Consider the following 21,499-nt stretch of genomic DNA (forward strand, 5'->3'; position numbering starts at 1 on the left):
GGTACTGCAGGGGGGACCCTGTGGGAGAGTAGGACACCGCCGAACAATTATTGGGAAAACCCCCGCACCTTTGGTGCGGGGGTTTTCTGCATTTCCGGGCATTTTCTCCGCGACTCCCCGAAGGGAGGCGGCGAATCCGGAGCTGCTTCAGAGCCGGCCCGCCGCCTTGAGAGCCAGATAGGCATCCGCCAGCGCCGGAGCCAGGTCGGCCGGCGTCGCGTCCACCACCGTCACTCCGTGGCGACGGAGCTTTTCCGCCGTCCGCTGGCGCTCACTCTGTGCCCGGGCCGCGGCCGCCGCCTCGTACACCGCGTCGACGTCGCCCCGCCCCTTGGCCATACGGGCGATATGCGGATCGGCCACTGAGGCGAGCAGCACCGTGTGGCGCTGCGTGAGCTGTGGCAGGACCGGAAGCAGACCCTGTTCGACCGGCGCTGCGTCGAGCGTGGTGAACAGGACGACGAGCGAGCGGCGCGGTGCCGTACGCAGCGCTGTGGCGGTGAGGCCACGGGCGTCCGTCTCCACCAGCTCGGGCTCGAGCGTGGCCATCGCGTCGACCAGGGACGGCAGCAGATCTTTCGTGGAACGGCTCTGCACCGTGGCGCGTACCCGGCGGTCGTAGGCGAGAAGGCCCACGTGGTCGCCGGCCCGGGAGGCGAGCGCCGCGAGGAGCAGTGCCGCGTCCAGGGAGGCGTCGAGGCGTGGAACGTCGTCCACGCGGCCGGCCGAGGTGCGGCCGGTGTCGAGGACGAGAAGGATGTGGCGGTCGCGTTCCGGCCGCCAGGTGCGGACGGCGACCGTGGACTGCCGGGCGGTGGCTCGCCAGTCGATCGAGCGGGTGTCGTCTCCGGGGACGTACTCGCGCAGGCTGTCGAACTCCGTGCCCTCACCGCGTGTCAGAACGCTGGTCCGGCCATCGAGTTCACGCAATCGGGCGAGTTTCGACGGCAGGTGCTTGCGGCTGGTGAACGGGGGCAGAACCCGTACAGACCAGGGCACTTTGTGGGCGCCCTGGCGGGAGAACAGACCGAGGGGACCGTAGGAGCGGATGGTGACGCGGTCGGCCTGACGGTCGCCGCGGCGGGTGGGGCGCAACCGGGTCGTCACCCGTCGGCGTTCGCCGGGGGGCACGGTCAGCCGGTGGCGGGATGCCTCGATCTCGCTGCCGGGCTGCCAGCTGCTGGGCGGCCAGGCGTCCCGCAGCTGTGCTCGCAGGGGCCGGCGGGACGGGTTGGTGACCGTGAGGGTGACGTCGGCGGTGTCGCCGAGACGAGCGGAGGTGTCGCCGGAGCGGGTGAGGACGAGGTGTCGTACGGGGGCGGCGAGCGCGTAGTCGCAGGCGCAGGCGAGGGCCAGCGGGCCGTTGACGGCGAGGATGCCCGCCCAGCCGGGCTCCAGGAGGCCGACCGGGAGGGAACCGAGGGCCGCGAGCAGGGCGGCGCGTCCGGTGAGTGCCATCAGCGGGGGACCGGGACGTGCGAGAGGATCGCGTTGATGACGGAGTCCGCCGTCACGCCTTCCATTTCGGCCTCGGGCCGCAGCTGGACGCGGTGGCGCAGGGTGGGCAGGGCGAGGGCCTTGACGTCGTCGGGGATGACGTAGTCGCGGCCGGTCAGCCAGGCCCAGGCGCGGGCGGTGGCGAGGAGGGCGGTCGCGCCGCGCGGGGAGACGCCGAGGGTGAGGGACGGCGATTCGCGGGTGGCGCGGCAGATGTCGACGACGTAGGCGGTGATCTCGGGGGAGACGGTCGTCTTGGCGACCGCCGCACGGGCCGCTTCCAGGTCGGCGGGGCCGGCGACGGGGCGTACTCCGGCCGCCCGCAGGTCGCGGGGGTCGAAGCCGGAGGCGTGCCGGGTGAGGACGTCGATCTCGTCCTGCCGGGAGGGCAGAGGGACCGTCAGTTTGAGCAGGAAGCGGTCGAGTTGGGCTTCGGGGAGGGGGTAGGTGCCCTCGTACTCGACCGGGTTCTGGGTCGCGGCGACCAGGAACGGGTCGGGGAGCGGCCGTGGGGTGCCGTCGACCGTGACCTGGCGTTCCTCCATGGCTTCCAGGAGGGAGGACTGGGTCTTGGGCGGGGTGCGGTTGATCTCGTCCGCGAGGAGGAGGTTGGTGAAGACCGGCCCTTCCTGGAAGGAGAACTCGGCCGTGCGGGTGTCGTAGACGAGGGAGCCGGTGACGTCGCTCGGCATCAGGTCCGGGGTGAACTGGACACGCTTGGTGTCGAGTTCCAGCGCGGATGCGAGGGCGCGGACGAGCAACGTTTTGGCGACTCCGGGGACTCCTTCAAGTAGGACGTGTCCGCGGCAGAGGAGGGCGACGACGAGACCGGTGACGGCGGGGTCCTGGCCGACCACGGCTTTGGCGATCTCGGCGCGCAGGGCTTCCAGGGCGGCCCGGGCGGTGCCCGCGTCTCCGCTCTGCCCGGCGTTGTCAGTGGTCGGGTCCATCATGAACGGCGTACCTCTCTTTCGAGGGCGTCGAGTTGGTCGGTCAGTGCGATGAGGGCCGCGTCGTCGCCGGGCGGCGGTCCGAAGAGGAGGGAGTGCAGGGCCTGGCCGTCACCGGAGAGGTGGGCGGACAGGGCGGGGAGCAAGGCCTCGGGCGTGTGTGCCTGGGCGTGGGGGATGCCGACGAGCGGCGCGAGGCGACCGCGGGTGGCGGAGCGCAGTGCGGAGGCTGCCCGGTCGCGGGCGTTGGCCTTGCGGTAGAGGCGGGCGCGGCCTTCGGCGGTCTCGGAGGCGCGGATCGCGACGGGGAGATTCTCGGGCACGAGCGGGCCGAAGCGGCGTGCGCGCCAGAAGGCGGCGAAGGCTGCGGCGATGAGGAGTTGCAGGGTCGCCCAGAGCCAGCCGGAGGGGAGCAGGTCGAAGAAGTCCTTCTGGTCGCCGGTGTCGGTGGCCGAGGCGTCGGACAGCGAGGGGAGGTACCAGACCAGATGGGGGCGGGAGCCGAGGAGTTGGAGGGCGAGCGAGGCGTTGCCCTGCTTGTCGAGGCGGTTGTTGAAGAGGATGTCGGGCGCGCCGAGCACGACGGTGTCGCCGTTCCCGGAGGCCGCGGGGATGCGCAGCAGGGTGGCGAGGCGCTCGCTGGGGTAGCAGGAGTCGGCGTCGAGGTGGGTGGTGGTGTAGCGGACTCCGCCGGTTTCGGCGGTGCCCGCGCGCCGGGCCTCGGGCAGGGTGCAGCGCGGTGCAAGGGCGGTGTGGAGGCTGTTGGCGGGGTCCGCGGTGACCCCGGGGGCGAGCCGCTCGATGGACCAGCTGCCGGCCGCGACGAGCACGGTGCGCCCGCCAGCGGCCGCGGTGGTGCGGTGCAGCTGGGTCTGCTGACGGCGGGTCAGCAGGTCGGGGTCGGCGACCAGGAGAGTGGTGTCGGGTCCGGCGGCGGCGCGGGCGGCGCCGAGTGTGGTGACCACGCGGGTGGAGACGCCCCGCTCCGCGAGGAGTTGGGCGACGGCGTGGCTGCCGTAGGGGTCGACGGAGCGCGGGTCGAGTTCGCCGTGCCGGGTGGTGGAGCGTATGGCGGCCATGGCGATGGCGGCGGCCAGGATCAGGACCAGGGCGAGTGCGAGGCCGCGGGTGCGGGTCCACATCGCTTTGGCGGTGGGCGCGGTGGAGGTGGTCGGCGGCGCGGTCTGGACGGTCACTGGGCGGCCCCCTGGCCGGTGCTGCGGGCCGTGCTGGTGGCGCTGTCGGTGAGGGTGGCCTGGGCGGTGTCGGCGGCGAGGTCGGGCTTGGTGCGTTCGAGGTCGCGGTCGAGTTCGGCGAGGTGGTGGTACGACTGCTCGTTCGTACTGCGTCCGCCGTATGTCACGTCGTCGAAGGTGCGGGCGGCGGCGCGCAGCCGGTCGGCGTGGCCGGGGAGCGGGCGGGCGGCCTCGGCGGCGGCTTCGTCGGCGGTGCGGCCGGGACGGGCGTCGAGCAGGGCGCGTTCCTCCAGGGAGCGGACGATGGCCCGCATGCGTTCCTGGACGGCCTGGTTCCAGTGGCCCTGGGCCGCGTGCGCCTCGCTCGCGGCGCGATGTTCGGCGGCGCTGCGGGGGCGGTCGTCGAACAGGACGGAGGCGGAGACGGGCCGGCGGTGGGGGGTGCCCAGGCGCCACCACAGGGCGGCGAGGACGGCGACGACGAACGCGATCACGACGACCAGTCCGACGGTGCCTCCCGGGGTGGCCGAGGCGGCGTGGGCGAGCAGCCGGTCCAGCCATGCCCAGAACGCGTTCCAGGCGCGTTCGAGCAGGCCCGGGTCGTTCTGGTGGTACATCCGCTTGGACAGCTCGCGGCGGGCCCCCTCCCGCGCGGGGTCGCGCGGGATGGTGACGGGCGGCTCGTCTCCCGAGCCGCCGGCCGCCAGGACGGCCCGGCCCACCGCACCGAGCAGGATGTGTACGGCCGTGGCGCCGGCGCCGGGCGGGACCGGCGTCGGCAGCACTCCCCCCGTGAGGCTCACCGCATCAGCTCCCCGGGACGGTGCCGGGTGCGCCGCCGCCGTAGCCCTGGACACCGGCGGCGCGGGCCAGTTCGAGGTCGAGGGCCTCGCGGCGGATGCGCAGGTCGATGTAGAGGAGCACGGTGACGCCGGCGTTGATCGGCAGGGTGAGCATGGCGCCGATCATCGAGCCGATGCCGCTGATGATCAGGAAGGTCCAGCCGATGTGTCCGGTGGTGGTGCCGAGCAGCCCGCTGATGCCGCCGCCGCCCACGGCCGCCCCGAGGAAGACGAAGGGCAGCCCGACGAGCGCCGAGACGATGCTGGCGATGAGTCCGGCGAGCAGCTGGATGCCGAGGACGCGCCACCAGGAGCCGCGGACGAGCTTCGCCGAGCGCGCCATCGACTTCAGGATGCCCTGGCGTTCGAGCATCAGGGCGGGGGAGGCCAGGCAGAAGCGGATCATCAGCCAGAGCAGCACGGCGGACGCGGCGAGCAGGCCCAGGACGAGCAGGGCGCCGCCACCGCCGATGCTGCCGGCGGCCAGCACGAGGATGCCGGGCAGGGTGCAGACGAGGAAGACGCCGATGGCGATGAGGCCGAGCAGGATCAGCAGGCCGAACAGCCGCAGCAGCTGGGGGCGGGCGTCGCGCCAGGCCTCGCCGGCGCTGACCGGTTTGCCGAGGACGGCCCGGCTGGTGACGGTGGTCAGCATGGCGGTGGCGATGATCGTGCCGACGACGGTGATCAGGCTGATGACGCCGGAGCTGATGAAGGCGTCCCGCATGACGCGGAAGACGTCGCCGGGGGTGCTGTCGGGCTTGATGGCCTGCGGGCCGAGGGCGCTGTTCAGGACCAGGCCCTGGACCAGCACCGTGCCGGTGCGGGCGATGAGCGCGACGGTGAGGGAGATTCCGAGGACCGTGCGCCAGTAGGTGCGCATGGTCGACACGGCGCCGTCGAGGATCTCGCCGACTCCGAGCGGGCGCAGCGGGATCACTCCGGGCTTGGCCGCGGGCGGGGGGCCGCCCCAGCCGCCGCCCCAGGCTCCATGGCCGCCGGGGGTGCCGTACCCCCCGCCGTAGCCGCCGGGGCCTCCGCCGTATCCACCGGGGCCGGTGCCGCCGGGGCCGCCGCCCCAGCCGGGGCCGGGAGGCGGGGGCGGTGGGGCCTGTCCCGGGCCGGGGGCGCCGGTGGGCGCGGACCACTGGCCGGCCGGCGGCTGGTCCTTGGACCACTTCACGCCTGGGCCCTGCGGGTGTGCGCCCGGCTGCGGCGCGGGCTCGGCGGGGCCGGGACGGTCGGCGGGCTCGGCAGGGCCGGGCGCGCCGGGTTCCCGCCCCTCGGACGACGGGGCGGATCCGGGCGAGGCCCAGCCCGGAGTGTCTGTCATCGAAGCTCCTTCTCGGTGCCCGTCCGCGGTCGCGGTGGCAGGTTGGCAGCCATCGTGCCATGGGGTGGTGATCTAGGGACCGGCCGCGGTAGGGGCCGGATGCCTTCCATGGTGCGCCGTATCCGGGGAAGACTGACCGCATGGCTGATCAGCAGGCGCGAACCGGTGGGGACAACAAGCCGAGCGAGATACCGGCGATCCGATGGGAGGAACCACCCGAGGGGCCGGTCGTGGTCCTTCTCGACCAGACGCGGCTCCCGGCGGAAGAGGTCGAGCTGGTGTGCACGGATGCGTCGGCCCTGGTGGAGGCGATCCGTTCGCTGGCGGTGCGCGGTGCACCGCTGCTCGGGATCGCGGGGGCGTACGGCGTCGCGCTCGCCGCCGCGCGCGGCTTCGACGTGGCCGAGGCGGGCACGGCGCTCGAGAGTGCACGGCCGACCGCGGTGAACCTGTCCGTCGGCGTGCGCCGGGCCCAGGCCGCGCACCAGGCCGAGCTGGTCCGCAGCGGTGATCCCACGGCGGCGGCCGCGGCGGCGCTGGCCGCGGCGCAGGAGCTGCACCGGCAGGACGCGGAGGCCAGTGCCCGGATGGGCGCCCACGGTCTGGCGCTGCTGGACGAGCTGCTGTCGGGCGGCGGGCACCGGATCCTCACCCACTGCAACACGGGGCGGCTGGTGTCCGGCGGGGAGGGCACGGCCTTCGCGGTGGCGCTCGCGGCGCATCGGCAGGGGCGGCTGCGGCGGCTGTGGGTGGATGAGACGCGTCCCCTGCTGCAGGGGGCTCGGCTGACGGCGTACGAGGCGGCCGGCAGCGGTATGGCGTACACCCTGCTCACCGACAACGCGGCGGGTTCGCTGTTCGCGGCGGGGGAGGTGGACGCGGTGCTGGTCGGGGCGGACCGGATCGCGGCCGACGGGTCGGTGGCGAACAAGGTGGGGAGCTATCCGCTCGCCGTGCTCGCGCGCTATCACCATGTGCCGTTCATCGTGGTGGCGCCGCTGACGACGGTCGACCTGGAGACCCCCGACGGGGCGTCCATCGAGGTCGAGCAGCGGGCCGGTTTCGAGGTGACGGAGCTGGTGGCGCCGCAGGTGACGGTGACGGGGGCGGGCAGCGGGGTGCCGGTGGCGCCGCTGGGGACCCAGGCGTACAACCCGGCGTTCGATGTGACGCCGCCCGAGCTGGTGACGGCCATCGTCACCGAGGCGGGGGTCGTCTCGCCGGTGACGGCCGGGGCCCTGGCGGAGCTGTGCGCGGCGGGCTCCAGGAGGGCGCCGGTGGGCTGACGCGGCGGTGGCGGCGGTGCCGGTCCCGCGGTGTGCGCGGCCGCCGTGGGGCCGGGTGGGAGGGGCGGGGCAGACAGTGACGGTTCCCTACGACTATCGTCACGGGCCAGTGACCTCGCTCACCAGCGCCTCTGTCACTGTTACGAGAATGGGATGATGTCGTTTATGAAGGGACGAGTCCTTGTCGTCGACGACGACACCGCACTGGCCGAGATGCTCGGGATCGTGCTGCGTGGTGAGGGTTTTGAGCCGTCTTTCGTAGCCGACGGCGACAAGGCGCTGGCTGCTTTCCGTGAGACCAAGCCCGACCTGGTGCTGCTCGACCTGATGCTGCCGGGCCGGGACGGTATCGAGGTCTGCCGGCTGATCCGCGCCGAGTCCGGCGTGCCGATCGTGATGCTCACGGCCAAGAGCGACACCGTGGATGTGGTCGTGGGCCTGGAGTCCGGTGCCGACGACTACATCGTCAAGCCGTTCAAGCCGAAGGAGCTGGTGGCGCGGATCCGGGCGCGGCTGCGCAGGTCCGAGGAGCCGGCGCCGGAGCAGCTCACCATCGGCGACCTGGTCATCGATGTGGCCGGGCACTCGGTGAAGCGGGACGGGCAGTCGATCGCGCTGACCCCGCTGGAGTTCGACCTGCTGGTGGCGCTCGCGCGCAAGCCGTGGCAGGTGTTCACGCGTGAGGTGCTGCTGGAGCAGGTGTGGGGCTACCGGCATGCCGCCGACACCCGCCTGGTGAACGTTCATGTGCAGCGGCTGCGGTCCAAGGTCGAGAGGGACCCGGAGCGGCCGGAGATCGTGGTGACCGTCCGTGGTGTCGGTTACAAGGCCGGACCGAGCTGACATGTCCGGGGACAGTGCCGCTTCGGCCCCCGGCAGGTCCGGGGCCCGTCCGGGGCGGCCTGTCGGCCCGGCGGCGGTGGTTGCGCGTTTCAGGCGTTTCTTCGAGGGCGGACTGCTCCAGGGCGGGTTCCAGGGCAGCCCGGTCCTGCGGCTCTTCCTGCGCTGGGTGCACCGACCGCTGCTGCCGGTGATGCGGCTGTGGCGGCGCAACATCCAGCTCAGGGTCGTGGCGACGACGCTGCTGATGTCGCTGGGTGTCGTACTGCTGCTCGGCTTCGTGGTGATCGGGCAGGTGCGCAACGGCCTGCTGGACGCCAAGGTGAAGGCCTCGCAGAGCCAGGCCACGGGCGGGTTCGCGGTGGCCCGGCAGAAGGCCGACGAGGCGGCCGGCGGAACCGCGGCCGGCACGGCCGCAGGGACCGCCACGGGTGACGACACCCCCAGCACGGACGGGCGGCAGTCGCAGAGCGTCATTCCGTGGATGAGCGACCTCGTGGACTCGCTGTCCAGCGGCGGCGCCGGTGCCTTCGACGTGGTGACGCTGCCCGTCGGCGACGACAGCGGTGGCGGGCGCAGCCCGCGCGGTTCGGGTTACGTCAACCCGACCTCCAGCATTCCCGCCGCCCTGCGCGAGCGGGTCAACAACGGCATGACGGCCGCGCAGAGCTACACCCGGATCGTCTACTCCAACGGCAAGGAGTCGCAGCCGGCGCTGGTCATCGGCAAGCAGGTCAACGACCCGAACGGGCGCCCGTACGAGCTGTACTACCTCTTCCCGCTCACGCAGGAGGAGAAGTCCCTGAGCCTGGTCAAGGGGACCCTCGCGACGGCCGGGCTGTTCGTCGTCGTCCTGCTGGGCGCGATCGCCTGGCTGGTGGTGCGGCAGGTCGTGACGCCGGTGCGGATGGCGGCCGGGATCGCGGAGCGGCTGTCCGCCGGGCGGCTCCAGGAACGGATGAAGGTCACCGGCGAGGACGACATCGCGCGCCTGGGCGAGGCCTTCAACAAGATGGCGCAGAACCTCCAGGTGAAGATCAACCAGCTGGAGGACCTGTCGCGGATGCAGCGCCGGTTCGTCTCCGACGTCTCGCACGAGCTGCGTACGCCGCTGACGACCGTGCGGATGGCGGCCGATGTCATCCACGAGGCACGGGAGGACTTCGACCCGGTGACCGCGCGGTCCGCGGAGCTGCTCGCCGACCAGCTGGACCGCTTCGAGTCGCTGCTCGCGGACCTGCTGGAGATCAGCCGGTTCGACGCGGGCGCGGCGGCCCTGGAGGCCGAGCCGATCGACCTCAGGGAGGTCGTCCGGCGGGTGGTCAGCGGCGCCGAGCCGCTCGCAGAGCGCAAGGGCACCCGGATACGCGTGCTCGGGGATCAGCAGCCCGTCGTCGCCGAGGCCGACGCCCGGCGCGTGGAGCGCGTGCTGCGCAACCTGGTCGTGAACGCCGTCGAGCACGGCGAGGGCAAGGACGTTGTCGTCAAGCTGGCCGCCGCCGGTGGCGCGGTCGCCGTCGCGGTGCGCGACTACGGCGTCGGGCTCAAGCCGGGCGAGGCGACCCGGGTGTTCAGCCGCTTCTGGCGGGCGGATCCGGCACGCGCGCGTACCACCGGTGGCACGGGCCTCGGGCTGTCGATCGCCCTGGAGGACGCCCGGCTGCACGGCGGCTGGCTCCAGGCCTGGGGCGAGCCGGGCGGCGGCTCGCAGTTCCGGCTGACCCTGCCCAGGACGGCGGACGAGCCGCTGCGGGGCTCTCCGATACCGCTGGAGCCCAAGGACTCGCGCCGTAACCGCGGCATCGACGACTCCGGTGCGCGCCGGGGCGGGGAGGAGAAGCGGGCGACGGTTCCGGTGCAGCAGGGGTGCGCTCAGGGCCCCGCGCTGCCGCCGCGCTCCTCGATCGCGCCGCGGCTGGCGGCCGGCACCCCCGCCGTGGACCCGACCGCGATGCCCGCTCAGGGCAATGGCACGCGCGTGGTGCCCCGGCCCGCCGGTGGCGTCCGGCGCCCGGACGAGCGGCGTGCCGACGGGCCGGCCGACGACGGTGCCCGTGCGGACGGGCCGGAGGCGGCCCGGGCCGAGGACTCGACCGAGCCAGGGGAGGCATTTCGTGGGCGCTGACCGCGAGGGGGGCGCCCGGCGGAAGCCGTGGCGCGCGGTGGCGTACGCCGCCCTGGGGGGCGTACTGCTGGCCGGATGCGCCTCGATGCCCGACAGCGGGGATCTGCGGGACGTGGAGTCCACGCCACAGCAGGACACCGGCGTCCGCGTGTTCGCCATGCCGCCCGCCGACGGCGCCGGCCCCGGGGAGATCATGCAGGGCTTCCTGGAGGCCCTGACCAGCGATGATCCGTCGTACGACACGGCCCGCAAGTACCTGACGGACGCCGCGGCGCGCACCTGGCGGCCGGAGCGGTCGACCACGGTGCTCGCGAACGGCCCGAGCATCGAGACCGAGTGCCGCCCGGACGACCGGCAGGACGCGGGCAGCGAGACCTGTGTGCTGGCCGGCAGCAAGGTCGCCACCGTCGACGCGCGGCAGGCGTACCAGCCCGCCGGCGGTTCGTACCGCAAGTTCCTGCACCTGGCGAAGGACGCCAAGACCGGGCAGTGGCGCATCGACCGGCTGCCGGACGGCGTGGTCATGGGCAAGTCGGACTTCCAGCGCAACTACACGCCGGTCGACAAGTACTACTTCGCCTCCGACACGGTGGTCGGGGCGACCGGGGAGCCGGTGGCCGTCGCCGACCCGGTGTTCGTGCGCAGCAAGGTGGACCCGATGACGCAGATGGTCCGCTCGCTGCTCCGCGGGCCCACCAGCTGGCTGCGTCCGGTGGTCAGGTCCAGCTTCCCGACCGGTACGGCGTTGCAGAAGGACGTGTCGGGGCTGACGCCGGACGACCAGAACAGGCTGACGGTGCCGCTGAACCTCAAGGCGTCCCGGATCGGCACGGCCAAGTGCACCGAGATGGCGACCCAGATCCTGTTCACCCTGCGGAATCTGACGCCGACCCTGGAGTCCGTCGAGCTCGACGGGGCCGACGGCCGGCGGATGTGCGACCTGTCCGAGGAGCGCGCCGAGGCCGCCGCCTGGCACGGTTCCAGCAAGCGCCCCGAGTACCTGTACTACCTCGACGGCAGACACCGGCTGGTGCGGATGCCGACCGGGAGCACGGGTACGGTCGAACCGGCCGCGGTGCCGGGGCCGTTCGGCGTGGGCGACGTCAAGGGGCTCCAGTCGGTGGCCGTGTCGCGGGACGAGCACAGCGCGGCCGGCATCGCGGGCGACGGCAGGTCGCTGTACGTGACCTCGCTGGCGTCGGGCGGTTCGCTCGGGGACGCGGTGGTGACCAGCAACGGCGCGGACCCGGCCGACCGGCTGACCACCCCGAGCTGGGACGCCCGCGGCGATCTGTGGGTCGCCGACCGCGATCCGCAGCGCAAGCGGCTGCTGGTCGTGCCGCAGGGGGCCACCAAGGCGGAGGAGGTCGCCGTCCCGGATCTGTCCGGTGCGATCAGGGACGCCCGGGTGGCCGCGGACGGGGCCCGGATCGCCCTGGTCGTGGCGAGGGGCGACAAGCAGTACCTGCTCATCGGCCGTATCCAGCGGGACGACGGGACCGGGCAGGGCACCTCGGTGGTCGAACTGCGCTCGGCCGCTCCCGACCTGGAGCAGGTCAGCGCGATGACCTGGGCGGGCGACAGCAGGCTGCTGGTCGTCGGCCGGGAGTCGGGCGGAGTGCAGCAGATGCGGTACGTCCAGGTGGACGGCTCCACGCTGGACGGGCCGGCGCCCGGTGCGCTCACCGGCGTCAAGGCGGTCGCCGCGTCCGAGGACGACCGGGTGCCGCTGGTGGCCTACTCGGAGGACGGCATCGTCCGGCTGCCCTCGGGTGCGCAGTGGCAGAAGGTGGACAAGGACGGGACGGCGCCGGTCTATCCGGGCTGACGGCGGTCGGTCGGGGGCACTGCATGTCCCCGCCCGTCCCCGTGCATCCCCGCCCGTCCCCGTGCGAGTGAGGGACGGCCTCGGGGACGCCGAGTTGTCCACAGGGCGTTGTCCACAGGGGTGGCGGGCCGGCTCGGGCCTCGGCACAGTGGTGGGCATGCGGAGGTGGTGGCAGGACCTCACCGACCTGGTGCTCCCGACCGACTGCGCGGGGTGCGGCGCACCTCGTACGGTCCTGTGCGCGCGGTGCCGGACCGCACTGCACGGGAGCGTGCCGCGGCGGGTGCGGCCGGAGCCGGAGCCGGCCTGGCTGCCGGTGGTGCACGCGGCGGCGCCGTACGCGGCGGACGTGCGGGCGGCTCTGCTCGCTCACAAGGAGCGGGGCGCGCTGGCGCTCGTGGGAGCGCTGGGCACGGCGCTGGCGGGCGCCGTGCGGGCAGGGCTCGGCGGCGGGGTGCCGGATGCCCGTCCGGTGCTGCTCGTCCCCGTCCCCTCCGCCCGGCGGGCCGTGCGGGCGCGGGGGCACGATCCGGTACGCCGGATGGCGCTGGCGGCCGCCGGGGAGCTGCGGCGCGGTGGTACACCGGCGCGGGTGGTCGGCGTGCTGCGCCAGCGGCGCGCCGTGGCGGACCAGGCGGAGCTGGACGCCCGGCGGCGTCTGGAGAACCTGGCGGGGGCGCTGGAGGTGACGGCGGGCGGTGCCCGGCTCCTCGCCGCGGGCCGGGTGGTGCTCGTCGACGACCTGATCACGACCGGTGCCACTCTCGCCGAGGCGGCCCGTGCCGTGCGCGAGGCGCTCGGCCGGTCCGGCGTCATTCCGCCCGGTGAGGGCGGTACGGGAGGGAACTCGGGGGGAAGTGGGATGAACACGGTCGTGTACGCCGCCGTAACTCGGGAAGGAAGGGGGGAACGACGGATCGGCGTCCGGACGGAGCGAGGTAAGTGGGTGCAGGCTGCACCGGAAAAGGCGGTGGTGAACGTCCTCCGGACGGATCTCCGTGCGGCGGTGATCGCCGCTCCTCGGGATTCTTTCGAAATAAACAGGAACTGACCGTGGACCTGCATCGTTGCAGGTAGTGAGAGGGGCAATTCACCTGAACGGAGGTACGTAGCGGTAGAGGGTGACGACATCCGTCCGGGCGAGATATGTTCGGTTGTGAGGAAAGGCGCAGGCCACACCTCGCATATCGGAATGCCGTGCTGCGGGCTTTCCGCAATCACCCGCACCGGTGGGGTGCAGATCTCGCCCCTGGGGGAGGAGGAGGTGTAAGTCACCGAGTCCGAGGCCCGGTGCTCACCGGGCCTGGTGCAAAAGGGAGATGCTCCGCCGAGCGGCGGAGCGATCCGGGAACGGAGTTCTGCGTGGACATCGTCGTCAAAGGCCGCAAGACCGAGGTGCCCGAGCGGTTCCGCAAGCACGTGGCCGAGAAGCTGAAGCTGGAGAAGATCCAGAGGCTCGATGCCAAGGTGATCAGCCTCGACGTCGAGGTGTCCAAAGAGCCCAACCCCCGTCAGGCCGACCGCTGTGACCGAGTGGAGATCACGCTCCGCTCCCGCGGCCCGGTGATCAGGGCGGAGGCAGCGGCCAGCGATCCGTACGCGGCACTCGATCTGGCGGCGGAGAAGCTGGACGCCCGGCTGCGCAAGCAGCACGACAAGCGCTTCTCGCGACGCGGCGCGCAGCGGATCTCGGCGGCCGAGGTCCCCGACCACGTCCCCGGCGCGGCCACCCTCAACGGCAATGGTCTGCCCGCCCATGACGAGGAGACCGAGGGGGTGCCGACCAAGAAGATCGGCTCGCTCGAGGTCACCGGTGAGGGCCCGCTCGTCGTGCGCGAGAAGACCCACGTCGCCGCCCCGATGAGCCTCGACCAGGCGCTCTACGAGATGGAACTGGTCGGCCACGACTTCTATCTGTTCGTCGACTCCGAGACCAAGCAGCCGAGCGTCGTCTACCGGCGCCACGCCTACGACTACGGCGTGATCCACCTGAACACGGACGAGATGGTCGCCGAGGCGCAGGCCCCGGCGGCGGGGGGCACGCTGGGCGGCTGATCCGCCCGGCCGACGCCGATCCGGTGCCCCTGGAGCGCGTGTGCGCCCCCAGGGGCACCGGTGTGCGACCACTTCGCGCCCGGCATGTCACCTCCGTGTCGCCCGGGCATGGAATCATGGCCGCACGGCCCAACGGGTGGGCCACTGCCTTGGATTGGCGATGGCACAGAACCACAGGCCACAGCCTTCAGGGGGAGGAACGATGGCGGACACCTTCGGACCGATGCGGGACGAGGACGCCGACGACGATGTCATCGGCATGGGCTCCGATGCGGGCTCCGTACGCAAGGAGCCGATCAGAGTCCTGGTCGTGGACGACCACGCCCTCTTCCGGCGCGGCCTGGAGATCGTGCTCGCCGCCGAGGAGGACATCCAGGTCGTCGGCGAGGCGGGCGACGGGGCCGAGGCCGTCGACAAGGCCGCCGATCTGCTGCCCGACATCGTGCTGATGGACGTCCGCATGCCCAAGCGTGGCGGGATCGAGGCCTGCACCTCCATCAAGGAGGTCGCTCCCAGCGCGAAGATCATCATGCTGACGATCAGCGACGAGGAGGCCGACCTCTACGACGCGATCAAGGCGGGAGCGACCGGATATCTCCTCAAGGAGATCTCGACCGACGAGGTGGCGACCGCGATTCGCGCGGTGGCCGACGGACAGTCGCAGATCAGCCCGTCGATGGCGTCGAAACTGCTCACCGAGTTCAAGTCGATGATCCAGCGCACCGACGAGCGGCGGCTGGTCCCGGCGCCCCGGCTGACGGACCGTGAGCTGGAGGTGCTCAAGCTCGTCGCCACCGGGATGAACAACCGGGACATCGCCAAGGAGCTGTTCATCTCCGAGAACACCGTGAAGAACCACGTCCGCAACATCCTGGAGAAGCTTCAGCTGCACTCCAGGATGGAGGCCGTGGTCTACGCGATGCGGGAGAAGATCCTGGAGATCCGGTAGTCCGGTTTCTCAGCCGAGGGCGCGGGCCAGTTCCCGGGTCAGCGGGGCGCGCAGCGCGGGGTCGCCGACCAGTTCGACCCGGACGTCCGTGCAGTTCACCCAGCTCGCCGCCTCGACCAGGGCCTGGGCGACCGCCGGGACCGCCTTCGCGTTCTCCAGGGTGACCTGCTTCGCCACCAGCGTGCTGCCCTCGCGGGCCGGGTCGACACGCCCGACCAGCCGGCCGCCCGCCAGCACCGGCATCGCGAAGTAGCCGTGCACCCGCTTCTGCCGGGGGACGTACGCCTCCAGGCGATGGGTGAAGCCGAAGATCCGCTCCGTCCGCGCCCGCTCCCAGATCAGTGAGTCGAACGGCGACAGCAGGGTGGTGCGGTGGCGGCCGCGCGGCGGGGTCGCCAGCGCCGCGGGATCCGCCCACGCCGGACGCCCCCAGCCCTCCACCTCCACCGGGACCAGACCCGAGTCGGCGATTACCGCGTCCACCTGCTCGCCCTTGAGCCGGTGATAGTCGGCGATGTCCGCGCGGGTGCCGACGCCGAGGGACTCACCGGCCAGCCGGACCAGACGGCGCAGGCACTCGGCGTCGTCCAGCCCGTCGTGCAGCAGCGACTGCGGGACCGCGCGCTCGGCGAGGTCGTACACCCGCTTCCAGCCGCGCCGCTCCACGCACACCACCTCGCCGTACATCAGCGCGCGCTCCACGGCGACCTTGGTGCCGGACCAGTCCCACCACTCGCTGGTCCTCTTGGCGCCGCCCAGCTCCGTCGCGGTGAGCGGGCCCTCGGCGCGCAGCTGCTCGATGACCTGGTCGTAGGCGCCGTCGGGCAGCGCATGGTGCCAGTGCGGGCGGGAGCGGTACGCGCGGCGGCGGAAGGCGAAGTACGGCCACTCCTCGATGGGCAGCAGGCAGGCCGCGTGCGACCAGTACTCGAAGGCGTGCGTGTCCTTCCAGTACGCGGCCTCGACCGTCTTGCGGCCGACCGCTCCCAGCCGGGCGTACGGCACGAGTTCATGGGAGCGGGCGAGGACGGAGATGGTGTCGAGCTGCACCGCGCCGAGATGGCGCAGCACCCCGCGGACACCGGCCCGCCGGTCGGGCGCGCCGAGGAAGCCCTGGGCCCGCAGGGCGATACGGCGGGCGTCGTCCGCGGTGAGCGTGATGGTCGGGCGCGGAAGGGTCGTCATGTGCCGGACGATAGAGGGAGCCACTGACAATCCCGCGTGAGCTGCTGTTTCACCGCTCGCGCGCGGGCAGGTACGGCGCGGTGGAGGGCAGGCCCAGGTCCGAGGGGAGCAGGGAACCGACCCAGCAGTCCCGGCGTACGCCCTTGTTGTTGACGGCCGAGCGCAGGATGCCCTCGATGGTGAAACCGGCCCGTTCGGCCACCGCGCGGGAGGCGGTGTTGCCGACCTCGGCGCGCCACTCCACACGGTCGACGCCCACCTCGGTGAAGATCCACCGGCAGGCGGTGAGCGCGGCCTCGGTGGTGTAGCCGCGGCCGCGGTGCTCCTTGGCGGCCCAGAAACCGATCTCGGCCGTGCCCAGGGTGCGCATGGTGAGGGCGAGCATGCCGGTCAGGTCGCCGCCGGGCAGGAAGACGCCGAAGGTGAACATCGAGCCCTGCGACCAGCCGTCGGGAACCAGCTGCTCGGTGAAGCTCAGGGCGTGTTCCGGCAGGTAGGGCGACGGGACCGTGGTCCAGCGCTGGATGTCCGGGTCCTGTACGGCCGCGAAGACGGCGTCGGTGTCGGCCGGGCCGACGGTGCGCAGGCGCAGCCGGTCCGTGGTGAGCGTGACGGGTTCCATCGGCCGATTCTGCGCGACCCACCCGCGCGCGGGCCATTCGATTCAGCGATCCGTGAGCACGTGATCACATTTCGCACAATTCCTCGCGCCGATGCGGCACTATCCGGATGCGCCGTCCGTTGTCCTGGGTGAAGCAGCCGTCGGGCGCCAGGCCTCCCGGCACGGCGCGGTCCTCGCATACGATGGCCGTTGCTCAGTACGTCACATGGAAAACCGACCGTCCCAGGCCCGACCGGCAAGGAGACCAGCCCCCGTGTCCGTCCTCTCGAAGATCATGCGTGCAGGCGAAGGCAAGATCCTGCGCAAGCTGCACCGCATCGCGGACCAGGTCAACTCCATCGAAGAGGACTTCGTGAACCTCTCCGACGCCGAGCTGCGGGCCCTCACCGAGGAGTACAAGCAGCGCTACGCCGACGGTGAGAGCCTTGACGACCTGCTCCCCGAGGCGTTCGCCACGGTCCGTGAGGCGGCCAAGCGCGTCCTCGGCCAGCGCCATTACGACGTGCAGCTGATGGGCGGCGCCGCGCTCCACCTGGGGTACGTGGCCGAGATGAAGACCGGTGAGGGCAAGACCCTCGTCGGCACGCTGCCCGCGTATCTGAACGCCCTGTCCGGCGACGGCGTCCACCTCATCACGGTCAACGACTACCTGGCCGAGCGCGACTCCGAGATGATGGGCCGCGTCCACAAGTTCCTGGGCCTGAGCGTCGGCTGCATTCTCGCCAACATGACGCCGGCCCAGCGCCGCGAGCAGTACGCGTGCGACATCACCTACGGCACGAACAACGAGTTCGGCTTCGACTACCTGCGCGACAACATGGCGTGGTCGAAGGACGAGCTGGTGCAGCGCGGCCACAACTTCGCCATCGTCGACGAGGTCGACTCCATCCTCATCGACGAGGCCCGTACGCCGCTGATCATCTCCGGCCCGGCCGACCAGGCCACCAAGTGGTACGGCGACTTCGCCAAGCTGGTCACGCGGCTGAAGAAGGGCGAGGCGGGCAACCCGCTCAAGGGCATCGAGGAGACCGGCGACTACGACGTCGACGAGAAGAAGCGCACGGTCGCCATCCACGAGTCCGGTGTCAGCAAGGTCGAGGACTGGCTGGGCATCGACAACCTCTACGAGTCGGTGAACACGCCGCTGGTGGGTTACCTGAACAACGCCATCAAGGCCAAGGAACTCTTCAAGAAGGACAAGGACTACGTCGTCATCGACGGCGAGGTCATGATCGTCGACGAGCACACCGGCCGTATCCTCGCCGGCCGCCGCTACAACGAGGGCATGCACCAGGCGATCGAGGCGAAGGAAGGGGTGGACATCAAGGACGAGAACCAGACCCTCGCCACGATCACCCTCCAGAACTTCTTCCGCCTCTACTCCAAGCTCTCCGGCATGACCGGTACGGCGATGACCGAGGCCGCCGAGTTCCACCAGATCTACAAGCTCGGCGTGGTCCCCATCCCGACCAACCGGCCGATGGTCCGCCTGGACCAGTCGGACCTGATCTACCGCACCGAGGTCGCCAAGTTCGAGGCGGTCGTCGACGACATCGCGGAGAAGCACGAGAAGGGCCAGCCGATCCTCGTCGGCACCACCTCCGTCGAGAAGTCGGAGTACCTCTCGCAGCAGCTCAGCAAGCGCGGCATCCAGCACGAGGTGCTGAACGCCAAGCACCACGAGCGCGAGGCGTCGATCGTCGCCCAGGCCGGTCGCAAGGGCGCGGTCACCGTGGCCACCAACATGGCCGGCCGTGGTACGGACATCAAGCTCGGCGGCAACCCCGAGGACCTCGCCGAGGCGGAGCTGCGCCAGCGCGGCCTCGACCCCGAGGAGCACATCGAGGAGTGGGCCGCGGCGCTGCCGGCCGCGCTGGAGCGGGCCGAGGCGGCCGTCAAGGCCGAGAAGGAAGAGGTCGAGAGCCTCGGCGGCCTCTACGTCCTCGGCACCGAGCGGCACGAGTCGCGGCGCATCGACAACCAGCTGCGCGGCCGCTCCGGCCGTCAGGGCGACCCGGGCGAGTCCCGCTTCTACCTGTCCCTCGGCGACGACCTGATGCGCCTGTTCAAGGCCCAGATGGTCGAGCGCGTGATGTCCATGGCGAACGTGCCGGACGACGTGCCGATCGAGAACAAGATGGTCACCCGCGCGATCGCGTCCGCGCAGTCGCAGGTCGAGCAGCAGAACTTCGAGACGCGTAAGAACGTCCTGAAGTACGACGAGGTCCTCAACCGGCAGCGCGAGGTCATCTACGGCGAGCGGCGCCGCGTCCTGGAGGGCGAGGACCTGCACGAGCAGGTGCAGCACTTCATGGACGACACGATCGACGCCTACGTCCAGGCCGAGACCGCCGAGGGCTTCCCGGAGGACTGGGACCTCGACCGGCTGTGGGGTGCCTTCAAGCAGCTGTACCCGGTGAAGGTCACCATCGAGGAGCTGGAGGAGGCCGCCGGTGACCGCGCCGGCCTGACCGCCGAGTTCATCTCCGAGTCCATCAAGGACGACATCCACGAGCAGTACGAGGCGCGCGAGGCGCAGCTCGGCTCCGAGATCATGCGTGAGCTGGAGCGGCGGGTCGTGCTGTCGGTCCTCGACCGCAAGTGGCGTGAGCACCTCTACGAGATGGACTACCTCCAGGAGGGCATCGGCCTGCGCGCGATGGCCCAGAAGGACCCGCTGATCGAGTACCAGCGCGAGGGCTTCGACATGTTCACCGCGATGATGGACGGCATCAAGGAGGAGTCCGTCGGCTACCTGTTCAACCTGGAGGTCCAGGTCGAGCAGCAGGTCGAGGAGGTGCCGGTCGAGGAGGCCGAGCCGGTCGGCGAGGGCGTCCAGGACACGGTGCCGGCGCAGGCCGGTGCCCGCCCGGAGATCCGCGCCAAGGGCCTCGATGTGCCCCAGCGGCGTGATCTGCACTTCTCGGCGCCGACGGTGGACGGCGAGGGCGGCATCGTCGAGCGGGACCTGGAGGAGGACGAGCCGGTGCGCTCCGAGGCCGACGGCCTCACCCGCGCCGAGCGGCGCAAGCAGGCCAAGGGCGGGCGGCGCCGTAAGAAGTAGCGGCATCGTGCGGCTCCTCGAGGGCTGAGAGTCGGGCAGGGCCGGGTTCCTTCGGGAATCCGGCCCGCTTGCGTTCCGCGCCGGGGGCACGGGGGCCAGTCGGTCTCGCCCCGGGACGCGCCGGGGTCAGCCGTCCGAGCGCGGGCGCGACCCGGGGTCAGTCGGTCTCGCGCCGGTCTCGCGCCGGGGTCAGCCGTCCGAGCGCGGGCGCGACCCGGGGCCGGCCGTCTCCACCGCCGTACAGCGCCAGCGGAGGTCGGCGCCCAGTTCGAGGCGGAAGGCCAGGGCGCGCAGCTGGTCGCCGGCGGAGATCCGGGCGAAGGCCTCGATGGCGCCCTCGGCGGCGACGTAGTAGCCGATGTCGTGGACGACGGGGCGTGTGCCGCGGGCGCGCAGCGGGCCGCGTGCGGCGAGCCGGGCCAGGTCGTCGTAGGCGCGGCCCGCGGTGTGGCGGAGCATCCAGTGCACGGGCCGCTGGCCGCTCAGCACGGCCAGCAGGCGGTCGGCGAAGAGGTCGGTGGGGCGAGGGCGGGGATGCGGCCGCGGTACGGCCAGCAGCGGGGGCGTGACGGCCGTCTGGGGCGCCGTGCGGGGCGTCCCGGGGAGAGGCGTCCCGCGGGCCGGTTCGGCTGTCTGAGGCGCCGTACGGGGCCGTTCGGCTGCCTCCGGCGCCGTGTGCGGTGGCTGGGGGCGGGTGGTCCTGCTCGGCGTCCGGGGTGGGGCGCCGCCGGGGCGGCGCGTGTCGTGGCGGGTCGGCGGGCGGTGGCGCGGGCGGGGCTGGGGCCGGCTCATGTCGTTGCCGACGCGGCTCGTGCCCTTGATCGTGCGGCTCATGACCTTGTTCATGGGGATCCCCGTCCGCCGGGCCCGGATCTACCGGGCGGTAACTCGCTGGTGGGGATCTTGTACGGGCCGGGGAAACCGGGTGACAAGGGTGGCGGGGGCGGAGCGGAAGGGGCGGACGAATTCACTCATCCAGGCGACGGAGGGCGGTGCGGAGCCCAGGGGGAAGCGGGCGGAGGGGTGAGTCGGGCGTGACCGGGTGGACGCCGGCCGGGGCCCGGGCAGGGGCTCGAAAGGGGACAGCCGCACGTATCCTGAAGGCCCTCCGGGAGCTGCGCCCGCCGCTCTCCCCGAGACCTCCAGCGGAGCCTTTGACCAGGAAAGAGCGGCCAGCATGCGCGTCTACGTCCCCCTGACCCTCCCCGGTCTCGCCACGGCGCACCAGACGGGGGAGCTGGGGAGCGGCCCCTTCGTCGCGTACGCCGTCACCCCCGCGCTGCGCGAGTGGTACGTCTCCGACGACATCGAGGAGCTGGAGTACGCGGCGCTCAGCCGCGCCGCGCTGGCCTCCCTGCGGCAGCTCGCCGCCGATCCGGACGCGGAGCGGCGCCGGGTCGTGGTCGCCGTGGATGTGCCCGAGGGCGCGGCGAGCGTCGACCCCGACCGGGGGCTGGACCCGTCCGCGCTGGGCGAGGTGACCGTACGGGTGACGGTGCCGCTGGCCAAGGCGGCGGCGGTCCATGTCGACGCCGACGACGCCCGGGCGGATGTGGCCGCGGCGGCGGAGGCGCTCCAGGCGGCGGACGGCGGGGACGACGACGCTCAGTTCGTCGTGGACGGCGCCGACGACCACGAGCTGCTGTGGTACGCCACGCAGGAGATCCCCCAGCTGGTCGGGCGCGCCTGACCCGTCCCCTCCCGCGTCCCGGCCGACCTGCGGTCAT

At 72.2% G+C, this 21,499-nt stretch carries 17 protein-coding genes; 9 read left to right on the forward strand and 8 right to left on the reverse strand.

All coding sequences use genetic code 11. The features are described 5' to 3' along the window. Positions 1-147: 147 nt before the first annotated feature. From ACFVIU_RS33985 to ACFVIU_RS34005, 5 genes are read right to left on the reverse strand one after another with little or no spacing between them, the layout of a single operon-like run. On the reverse strand, positions 148-1,458 hold the full coding sequence (locus tag ACFVIU_RS33985) for a DUF58 domain-containing protein (RefSeq protein ID WP_385847313.1): 1,311 nt from the start codon (positions 1,456-1,458) through the stop codon (positions 148-150). Continuing rightward, positions 1,458-2,447 (reverse strand): AAA family ATPase, encoded by a 990-nt coding sequence (locus tag ACFVIU_RS33990; protein WP_385847374.1) that lies wholly within the window; start codon positions 2,445-2,447, stop codon positions 1,458-1,460. Before ACFVIU_RS33990 ends, ACFVIU_RS33985 begins: the two co-directional genes overlap by 1 nt. Next, on the reverse strand, positions 2,447-3,589 hold the full coding sequence (locus ACFVIU_RS33995; RefSeq protein ID WP_385847375.1) for a DUF4350 domain-containing protein: 1,143 nt from the start codon (positions 3,587-3,589) through the stop codon (positions 2,447-2,449). The genes ACFVIU_RS33990 and ACFVIU_RS33995 overlap by 1 nt, the downstream gene beginning before the upstream one ends. A 50-nt stretch (positions 3,590-3,639) precedes the next feature. After that, positions 3,640-4,446 (reverse strand): DUF4129 domain-containing protein, encoded by an 807-nt coding sequence (locus ACFVIU_RS34000; protein ID WP_385847314.1) that lies wholly within the window; start codon positions 4,444-4,446, stop codon positions 3,640-3,642. Between the two features lie 4 nt (positions 4,447-4,450). Continuing rightward, the gene (locus ACFVIU_RS34005) at positions 4,451-5,818 is read right to left on the reverse strand and encodes a glycerophosphoryl diester phosphodiesterase membrane domain-containing protein (protein WP_385847315.1); all 1,368 of its coding nucleotides are present in this window, start codon (positions 5,816-5,818) and stop codon (positions 4,451-4,453) included. 140 nt (positions 5,819-5,958) lie between these two features. Between ACFVIU_RS34005 and mtnA the strand changes: the two genes are divergently transcribed. The 7 genes from mtnA (at position 5,959) to ACFVIU_RS34040 (ending at position 14,901) form a co-directional block, all read left to right on the forward strand. Further along, positions 5,959-7,104 carry an S-methyl-5-thioribose-1-phosphate isomerase gene (mtnA, locus tag ACFVIU_RS34010; RefSeq protein ID WP_385847317.1) on the forward strand — a complete coding sequence of 382 codons (1,146 nt, stop codon included), beginning with the start codon at positions 5,959-5,961 and terminating at the stop codon, positions 7,102-7,104. A 153-nt stretch (positions 7,105-7,257) separates the two neighbouring features. Beyond that, a complete protein-coding gene (mtrA, locus tag ACFVIU_RS34015) occupies positions 7,258-7,947 on the forward strand; it encodes a two-component system response regulator MtrA (RefSeq protein ID WP_385847319.1) in 690 nt (229 codons plus the stop codon). 1 nt (position 7,948) lies between these two features. Further along, positions 7,949-10,069 (forward strand): MtrAB system histidine kinase MtrB, encoded by a 2,121-nt coding sequence (gene mtrB, locus ACFVIU_RS34020; protein ID WP_385847320.1) that lies wholly within the window; start codon positions 7,949-7,951, stop codon positions 10,067-10,069. Continuing rightward, positions 10,059-11,897 (forward strand): LpqB family beta-propeller domain-containing protein, encoded by a 1,839-nt coding sequence (locus ACFVIU_RS34025; protein ID WP_385847321.1) that lies wholly within the window; start codon positions 10,059-10,061, stop codon positions 11,895-11,897. Before mtrB ends, ACFVIU_RS34025 begins: the two co-directional genes overlap by 11 nt. A 157-nt stretch (positions 11,898-12,054) precedes the next feature. After that, positions 12,055-12,948, forward strand: coding sequence for a ComF family protein (locus tag ACFVIU_RS34030; protein ID WP_385847323.1), 894 nt, complete (start codon positions 12,055-12,057; stop codon positions 12,946-12,948). A gap of 311 nt (positions 12,949-13,259) precedes the next feature. Further along, positions 13,260-13,952 carry a ribosome hibernation-promoting factor, HPF/YfiA family gene (gene hpf, locus ACFVIU_RS34035; RefSeq protein ID WP_385847324.1) on the forward strand — a complete coding sequence of 231 codons (693 nt, stop codon included), beginning with the start codon at positions 13,260-13,262 and terminating at the stop codon, positions 13,950-13,952. Positions 13,953-14,154: 202 nt separating this feature from the next. Then, positions 14,155-14,901, forward strand: coding sequence for a response regulator (locus ACFVIU_RS34040; RefSeq protein WP_385847326.1), 747 nt, complete (start codon positions 14,155-14,157; stop codon positions 14,899-14,901). A gap of 9 nt (positions 14,902-14,910) precedes the next feature. On the opposite strand, the gene ACFVIU_RS34045 is transcribed toward ACFVIU_RS34040, so the two are convergent. Then, on the reverse strand, positions 14,911-16,086 hold the full coding sequence (locus ACFVIU_RS34045) for a winged helix-turn-helix domain-containing protein (RefSeq protein WP_385847327.1): 1,176 nt from the start codon (positions 16,084-16,086) through the stop codon (positions 14,911-14,913). Between the two features lie 49 nt (positions 16,087-16,135). Then, on the reverse strand, positions 16,136-16,708 hold the full coding sequence (locus ACFVIU_RS34050; protein ID WP_385847328.1) for a GNAT family N-acetyltransferase: 573 nt from the start codon (positions 16,706-16,708) through the stop codon (positions 16,136-16,138). A gap of 253 nt (positions 16,709-16,961) precedes the next feature. Between ACFVIU_RS34050 and secA the strand changes: the two genes are divergently transcribed. After that, positions 16,962-19,772, forward strand: coding sequence for a preprotein translocase subunit SecA (gene secA / locus ACFVIU_RS34055; RefSeq protein ID WP_385847329.1), 2,811 nt, complete (start codon positions 16,962-16,964; stop codon positions 19,770-19,772). A gap of 189 nt (positions 19,773-19,961) precedes the next feature. On the opposite strand, the gene ACFVIU_RS34060 is transcribed toward secA, so the two are convergent. Further along, positions 19,962-20,618 carry an Rv3235 family protein gene (locus ACFVIU_RS34060; RefSeq protein ID WP_385847331.1) on the reverse strand — a complete coding sequence of 219 codons (657 nt, stop codon included), beginning with the start codon at positions 20,616-20,618 and terminating at the stop codon, positions 19,962-19,964. 331 nt (positions 20,619-20,949) lie between these two features. On the opposite strand from ACFVIU_RS34060, the gene ACFVIU_RS34065 reads away from it, so the two are divergent. After that, positions 20,950-21,462 (forward strand): DUF6912 family protein, encoded by a 513-nt coding sequence (locus tag ACFVIU_RS34065; RefSeq protein WP_385847332.1) that lies wholly within the window; start codon positions 20,950-20,952, stop codon positions 21,460-21,462. Positions 21,463-21,499 lie beyond the last annotated feature (37 nt).

It is taken from the genome of Streptomyces sp. NPDC127190 (genome assembly GCF_042672505.1).
Lineage (GTDB): Bacteria > Actinomycetota > Actinomycetes > Streptomycetales > Streptomycetaceae > Streptomyces.

Coding starts and splice junctions, on each gene's coding strand:
- ACFVIU_RS33985 (WP_385847313.1), bottom strand. CDS start 1,458: ATGGCACTCACCGGACGCGCCGCCCTGCTCGCGGCCCTCGGTTCCCTC.
- ACFVIU_RS33990 (WP_385847374.1), bottom strand. CDS start 2,447: ATGGACCCGACCACTGACAACGCCGGGCAGAGCGGAGACGCGGGCACC.
- ACFVIU_RS33995 (WP_385847375.1), bottom strand. CDS start 3,589: ATGTGGACCCGCACCCGCGGCCTCGCACTCGCCCTGGTCCTGATCCTG.
- ACFVIU_RS34005 (WP_385847315.1), bottom strand. CDS start 5,818: ATGACAGACACTCCGGGCTGGGCCTCGCCCGGATCCGCCCCGTCGTCC.
- mtnA (WP_385847317.1), top strand. CDS start 5,959: ATGGCTGATCAGCAGGCGCGAACCGGTGGGGACAACAAGCCGAGCGAG.
- mtrA (WP_385847319.1), top strand. CDS start 7,258: ATGATGTCGTTTATGAAGGGACGAGTCCTTGTCGTCGACGACGACACC.
- mtrB (WP_385847320.1), top strand. CDS start 7,949: ATGTCCGGGGACAGTGCCGCTTCGGCCCCCGGCAGGTCCGGGGCCCGT.
- ACFVIU_RS34030 (WP_385847323.1), top strand. CDS start 12,055: ATGCGGAGGTGGTGGCAGGACCTCACCGACCTGGTGCTCCCGACCGAC.
- ACFVIU_RS34040 (WP_385847326.1), top strand. CDS start 14,155: ATGGCGGACACCTTCGGACCGATGCGGGACGAGGACGCCGACGACGAT.
- ACFVIU_RS34045 (WP_385847327.1), bottom strand. CDS start 16,086: ATGACGACCCTTCCGCGCCCGACCATCACGCTCACCGCGGACGACGCC.
- ACFVIU_RS34050 (WP_385847328.1), bottom strand. CDS start 16,708: ATGGAACCCGTCACGCTCACCACGGACCGGCTGCGCCTGCGCACCGTC.
- ACFVIU_RS34060 (WP_385847331.1), bottom strand. CDS start 20,618: ATGAACAAGGTCATGAGCCGCACGATCAAGGGCACGAGCCGCGTCGGC.
- ACFVIU_RS34065 (WP_385847332.1), top strand. CDS start 20,950: ATGCGCGTCTACGTCCCCCTGACCCTCCCCGGTCTCGCCACGGCGCAC.